Source organism: Pseudolactococcus yaeyamensis (assembly GCF_054658615.1).
On record NZ_BAAGGP010000120.1, the window covers coordinates 1 to 6,096 of the forward strand.

Consider the following 6,096-nt stretch of genomic DNA (forward strand, 5'->3'; position numbering starts at 1 on the left):
ACTCCTCAATCTCAACGAAGGTATCTGCCTCAACTAGTGTACCGAGCAGCACGAGTAACAAAATATCACTAAGTTTATGTTTTACTTTTATTGCTTGGCGCGGATCTGTGACGCTTTCTAAATACGCATAGATTTCGTACATCATGAACTCCCTTAATAGCTTTTCTTTTACTTTAACATAAATAGAGATACTAGGGAATTATTTATTTCATGCGTTTGTCGTGGGGACAGGGTGAGAATAACAATGTCAAAAACGAAGAGGGTCTGGCCGAGGGCGAAACCTTTTTTCTGTTCAAAATAGCGACCGATGATGTCGCCACCACCCGTCGTGCCGCCAAATCGAAAGACGAGGCCGCCGCCAATTCCGGCGAAAATACCCGCGAGGAGGGCTGCAATCAAGGTATCATGTGCAAGATCGATTGAAAAGTTCATCCGCTGAAAAAGCCAGATGAAAACGGCTAGACAGACGGTGCCATGAATGGTATAAATCATACCTCGTTTACCGAATATTTTTACACCCAGAATAAATAAGGGGATATTGAGCAGAATCTGTGTGTAAGCTGGATTGATTTTAAATAGGGCATGGAAAATCAGAGTGACCCCACTGACACCGCCCTCAGCCAAATGATTGACCATGTTAAAATTAACAAAACCAAAGGCGTAAATCGCCGTCCCCAGAGCAATCATCAAGAAATTCAGGGGGTGAAATTTGACTTCTTTATTCATCTATTTTTCTTTCTGCGCTTTCACTTCGTGAAACCTTGAAACTTGATAGCCGCTTACGCTTCTGCCAAGCGGGGGCATTCCCGAACTTCGACCGCTCAAAGGCTTTCTGCGTTTTCACTTCGTGAAATCTTGAAACTTGACAGCCACTTGCGCTTCTACCAAGCAGGGGCATTCCCGAACTTCGGCCGCTCAAAGGCTTTCTGCGCTTTCACTTCGTGAAATCTTGAAATTTGACAGCCGCTTGCGCTTCTGCCAAGCGGGGGCATTCGCGAATTTCGGTCACTCAAAGGATTTCCAAAAAATAAGACCGTGATGATGTGATCACAATCTTATCAAAGTATACACCAAGTTAGCTAAAAATAATCAAAAACATTTACTTGATTTGGTCGACTAAGTATACGATACCTTATCTTTTCATTTATTAATTGTCGTCTTCGACAAAACGTCCTAAGACTTTAACGTTTTCAGCAATTGAGACGAAGGCCGCTGGATCAGTTTTTCTCATGATATATTTGAATTCCTGATACTCGGCTTGCGTGATAATCGTAATCAAAATCGTCATTGTCACCTTTGTGTAGCCACCCTCAGCTGAGTTTACTACAGTGACACCGCGATGTAACTGTTGGTGCAAGGCTTGAGTAATTTCTACCGGATGCTTAGTGATAATGGTGGCTTGCATCTTACGTTGCTTGGTATAGATAGCGTCTGTCACACGACTTGACACAAAAATCGTTAGCAGCGAATAGAACATATACTGCCAGCCGAAAAGAATACCTGCGATAAGGACAATGACACCATTAAACAAGAGACTGATATGACCGACCTGACGACCCGTTTTTTTACGGATATAAAGACTGACAATGTCCGTCCCGCCGCTAGAAATACCACTGCGAAGGGCATAGCCGATGCCAGCTCCCATAACAGCACCACCAAAAATCGCATTGATAATCGGGTCTGGCGTCATGGTAAACTCAGGGATGGCCTGAATGAAAATCGAACTTAACGTAACCGTAATCACAGTGTAAATAGTAAATCGTTTGCCGATTTTTAGCCAAGCTAGAACCAATAACGGAAGATTGAGTAAGTACAAAGTAATGGAAATAGGCAAGTTTTGGCCCAGTAATTTATACGATACGGTCGTGAAAATCTGAGCCAGACCTGTAATCCCGCTGGAATAAACATGACTCGGCTGAAAGAAGAAATTCAGAGCGACCGCAGAAAGAATCGCATAGACAACTGATGCCGAAAGTTTATACATCAGTTTTTCAATAGATAGATTTTTGATCACATTAATCATAAAAGGTATTATTTTCCAATTTTTAAATTGAGCTCTGCCAATTGTTGGTTAGAAACCAAGCTAGGGGCTTGCGTCATCGGATCCGTTGCCTTATTGTTTTTCGGAAAAGCAATAACTTCACGAATATTATCTTTGCTAGCTAGGAGCATGACGAAACGGTCAAGTCCAAGGGCTAGACCACCGTGTGGTGGGAAACCGTAGTCCATGGCTTCAAGTAAGAACCCAAACTGCTCATTTGCAGCTTCTGCTGTAAAACCAAGCGCTTTGAGCATGCGTTCTTGCAGGTCTTTATGATTAATCCGCAAGCTACCGCCACCCAACTCATAACCGTTGAGCACGATATCATAAGCGACTGCACGAACCTTGGACAAATCCCCCTCAAGTTCATGCGCACTTTCTGTTGTCGGCAAAGTAAAAGGATGGTGGGCGCTTGTGTAGCGACCTTCTTCTTCACTCCACTCAAACATCGGCCAGTCGATCACCCAGAGGAAGTTAAATTGATTTTGGTTAATCAAGTCCTGTTCTTTAGCGATTCGGCTACGAAGGGCACCGAGTGTCGCGTTTGCCACGTCCAATTCATCTGCCACAAAGAGAACCAAATCTTTATCCGCCAAAGCAAGCGTTTCAGCCAATTCACCAGCGATTTCTGGCAAGAATTTAGCGATAGGACCTGAAAATTCATGGCCCACAAACTTAACCCAAGCAAGCCCCTTAGCACCAAATTGTTTGGCATAATCCGTCAGTTTGTCAATGTCTTTGCGTGAGTAAGCATCCGCCGCATTTTTGGCAACGATGGCTTTGACGACAGGCGCTTCTGAGAAGACCTTGAAATCTGCCTTTTTAACAATGGTTGAGACGTCTGTCAACAGCATCTCAAAACGCGTGTCTGGCTTATCAGAGCCATAGTCATTCATGGCATCATCATACCTCATGCGTGGGAAAGGTAAAGTCACGTCGATATTTTTCGTCTCTTTCATGACCTTAGCAATCAAACCTTCTGTGAGGTCTTGAATCTCCTGTTCATCAAGGAAAGACGTTTCCAAATCGACCTGTGTAAATTCAGGCTGGCGATCCCCCCGCAAGTCTTCATCACGGAAACATTTGACGATTTGATAATAACGGTCAAAACCGGCAGTCATTAATAGCTGTTTGGTGATTTGCGGCGATTGTGGTAAGGCATAAAAATGCCCTTCCGAAATCCGACTCGGTACCAAATAGTCACGCGCGCCTTCCGGTGTTGACTTGGTCAAAATCGGTGTTTCCACGTCAATAAAGTCCAAATCATCTAAATAATGACGGATAGCCTTGGTCACATTGTGACGCAATTTAAAGTTGGCTAACATCTCAGGACGACGTAAATCCAGATAACGATAACGCATACGGGTATCGTCACTGGCTTCTAAGTCATCTTTGATTTCAAACGGTGTTGTCTTGGCAACATTTAAGACCGTCAAGTCAGCAACTTCAAGCTCGACTTGTCCTGTTGCTAATTTATCATTGGCTTGCGCTCGCGCAAGGACTGTCCCTGTCACTTCAATAACAAATTCGCTACGCAAGCTTTCTGCTGTTGCCAAGACTTCTTTTGATGCCAATTCAGGGTTGACCACCAATTGCATAATCCCTTCACGGTCACGCAGGTCAATAAAAATCAAGCCACCAAGGTCACGACGGCGTGCCACCCAACCTTTAAGTGTGATTGTTTGACCAATATCTTCTGAGCGGACGGCGCCCGCATATCCTGTACGTTTCATTTTTAATTTCCTTTTTTGTCTTACTAAACTATTTTCGATAATACCAACATCACAACCTGCAAGCCAACGGCTAGAAAGACTAAGGCAGTCGTCAAGCGACTTTCCTTGAGAAATGTGTTGATTTTCTTGACTGCCACCACATAGAGAGCGACAAAGAGCAATAGATTGAGGCCTTTATAGTTTGTCTTGTACCAGTTTGAGACAACTGATTATAATCATCAAAATTGCTAAAATCCTGACTAACAAGTGGACTTTCTTTTCTGTCATACCCTACCTCACCAGAAATGATTTAACAAACAAGAGAATAAGTGTCATAATCACAACAGCCCGAGCAATTTTATCTCGCGTAATCGCCTTATCTCGATTAAAAAGTACGATTATAGCACAATAAATCACTAAAAAACTGCGGTCAAACTGGTGGGACTGCGTCTCAATCTCATATAAAATCACTAAAGTCGAAAAGCCCATCAATATCTTGAGTTTATCTGCCATTAATCAGTGTCACTTCTGTAAAGACAGCGTCAAACTGGCTTTGAATGTCAGACAAGGTCGTCTTGACTTCTGCACGTGTCGCATTGTTTTTAACGACGATCTCTCCGGTCTCAACTTCTGATTCCCCGAGGGTGATAATCACCTTCGCCCCAAATTCTTCTGCCGACTTGAATTGCTGTTTAATCTTGCGATTTAAGACATCACGTTCCACGGCATAGCCTTGATCGCGTAGCGATTGCACTAACTTAAGGGCTGCAACATTGGCGCTTGCCCCCAAGACAATCACGTAAACATCAAGTGGCTGGGCAATTGGTAGTGATGCGCCTTGCTCGTCTAAGATAAGCAAAAGCCGGTCCACACCGATACCAAAGCCAAAGCCCGGCGTCTCAGGACCACCGAAATAGCTAACCAGCGAATCATAGCGACCGCCACCACAAATCGTCAGCTCCTTGCCCTTAATCTCCGTCATGAACTCGAAAATCGTGTCGTTGTAGTAATCGAGACCACGCACCATGTTTTGGTCGATGCTGTAGGCGATATTGAGGCTTTCCAACATGGTCTTGACATCGGTCAAGTGCTGCTGACTGGCGTCAGTCAAGAAATCCAGGATTGAAGGCGCATCTTTGACGATGGCGATGTCCTGTTTATCCTTGGAATCTAAAACACGCAAGGGATTTTCGTGCAAACGACGTTTAGAATCATCCGAGAGATTTTCCAAATGCTGTTCCAAATAGGCAATCAGAGCCTCACGGTAGCGTTCACGTGTCTCACTATCCCCCAATGAATTGATGACCAGCTTGATATTTTTGACACCGACTTGGTCGAAAAAGGCTTTAGCCATAGCGATTGTCTCAACATCCGTTGCAGGATTTTTTGAGCCGAAGTTTTCAACACCAATCTGGTGAAATTCACGTAGGCGACCAGCTTGTGGTCGTTCATAGCGAAACATTGACCCGGTATAATAAACTTTAAATGGTTTTTGAACTTCTGGCGCAAATTTTTTGTTTTCGACATAAGAGCGAACAACTGGCGCTGTCCCTTCAGGACGCAAAGTCACATGGCGATCACCCTTGTCGTAAAAATCGTACATTTCTTTGGTTACAATATCTGTCGTATCCCCAACAGAGCGCGAAATCACCTCGTAATGTTCAAAAAGTGGCGTGCGAATTTCACTAAAACGATAAGTCGCAAAAACGCGACGCATGGTTGCTTCGACAAATTGCCATTTTTCACTCTCACCGGGCAGAATATCAACCGTGCCTTTAGGTCTTTGTAGTTTCATATTTGCTATTTACCTCTTTCAATCCCTATAAGAAAACGCCCTTGAGTGTAGACATATACTCAGTTAACTCAAGAAAGGAAACAAAATTTTTGAGATATTTTCCGTCAATTCAAGGCGACGAGACAATGACATACAGGTGTACATCAATACTTATCAACGATGAAGTGGCGGAAAATAGCCGAAAATGTTTGCTTTATTGGGTTACGTGAGTATATACGCTCAAGGACGCTCAAGGACGACAATATCGTGGTACCACCTTGGGTTTCTAGGCATTCCTAGCTCTGTAGCTATAAAGTCGCTAACTATAGTATTTAATTGTCACTTTTTCTATCATGCGAATTTACAGCTACCTCCGCTCTCTTCTATACTATCTTTATTATAGCTCAGTCAGACGTATTTTGCAAGATTTACCTACATTTCATCACGGTCGTTTCATAAATTAGTCTTGAAAAATTAACCAAAAGTGCTACACTGCCATTAGGAGAACAATATGACACTACAAGAAAAATTTATGATTATAGAAGATTCACGAGATGAAAGATACGTTA

6 protein-coding genes are annotated in these 6,096 nt (G+C 43.3%); all 6 read right to left on the reverse strand.

Translation table 11 applies throughout. The features are described from left to right. The coding region (locus ACYQ21_RS14390; RefSeq protein WP_460059278.1) for a transposase family protein at window positions 1-145 on the reverse strand (145 nt) is incomplete at its 3' end. 23 nt (window positions 146-168) lie between these two features. Beyond that, window positions 169-726 (reverse strand): YitT family protein, encoded by a 558-nt coding sequence (locus tag ACYQ21_RS14395; RefSeq protein ID WP_460059270.1) that lies wholly within the window; start codon window positions 724-726, stop codon window positions 169-171. Window positions 727-1,147: 421 nt separating this feature from the next. Further along, window positions 1,148-2,023 (reverse strand): YitT family protein, encoded by an 876-nt coding sequence (locus tag ACYQ21_RS14400; RefSeq protein WP_460059272.1) that lies wholly within the window; start codon window positions 2,021-2,023, stop codon window positions 1,148-1,150. Between the two features lie 8 nt (window positions 2,024-2,031). Beyond that, a complete protein-coding gene (gene aspS, locus ACYQ21_RS14405; protein ID WP_460059274.1) occupies window positions 2,032-3,774 on the reverse strand; it encodes an aspartate--tRNA ligase in 1,743 nt (580 codons plus the stop codon). 270 nt (window positions 3,775-4,044) lie between these two features. Further along, entirely contained in the window at window positions 4,045-4,266 is a 222-nt protein-coding gene (locus ACYQ21_RS14410) for a hypothetical protein (RefSeq protein ID WP_460059276.1), read from the reverse strand. Further along, entirely contained in the window at window positions 4,256-5,548 is a 1,293-nt protein-coding gene (gene hisS / locus ACYQ21_RS14415) for a histidine--tRNA ligase (protein ID WP_460059277.1), read from the reverse strand. The genes ACYQ21_RS14410 and hisS overlap by 11 nt, the downstream gene beginning before the upstream one ends. Window positions 5,549-6,096: the final 548 nt, after the last annotated feature.

Excerpts from the sequence above, each read along its gene's own strand:
- ACYQ21_RS14410 (WP_460059276.1), bottom strand. The coding sequence starts at position 4,266 with ATGGCAGATAAACTCAAGATATTGATGGGCTTTTCGACTTTAGTGATT.
- ACYQ21_RS14395 (WP_460059270.1), bottom strand. The coding sequence starts at position 726 with ATGAATAAAGAAGTCAAATTTCACCCCCTGAATTTCTTGATGATTGCT.
- hisS (WP_460059277.1), bottom strand. The coding sequence starts at position 5,548 with ATGAAACTACAAAGACCTAAAGGCACGGTTGATATTCTGCCCGGTGAG.
- aspS (WP_460059274.1), bottom strand. The coding sequence starts at position 3,774 with ATGAAACGTACAGGATATGCGGGCGCCGTCCGCTCAGAAGATATTGGT.
- ACYQ21_RS14400 (WP_460059272.1), bottom strand. The coding sequence starts at position 2,023 with ATGATTAATGTGATCAAAAATCTATCTATTGAAAAACTGATGTATAAA.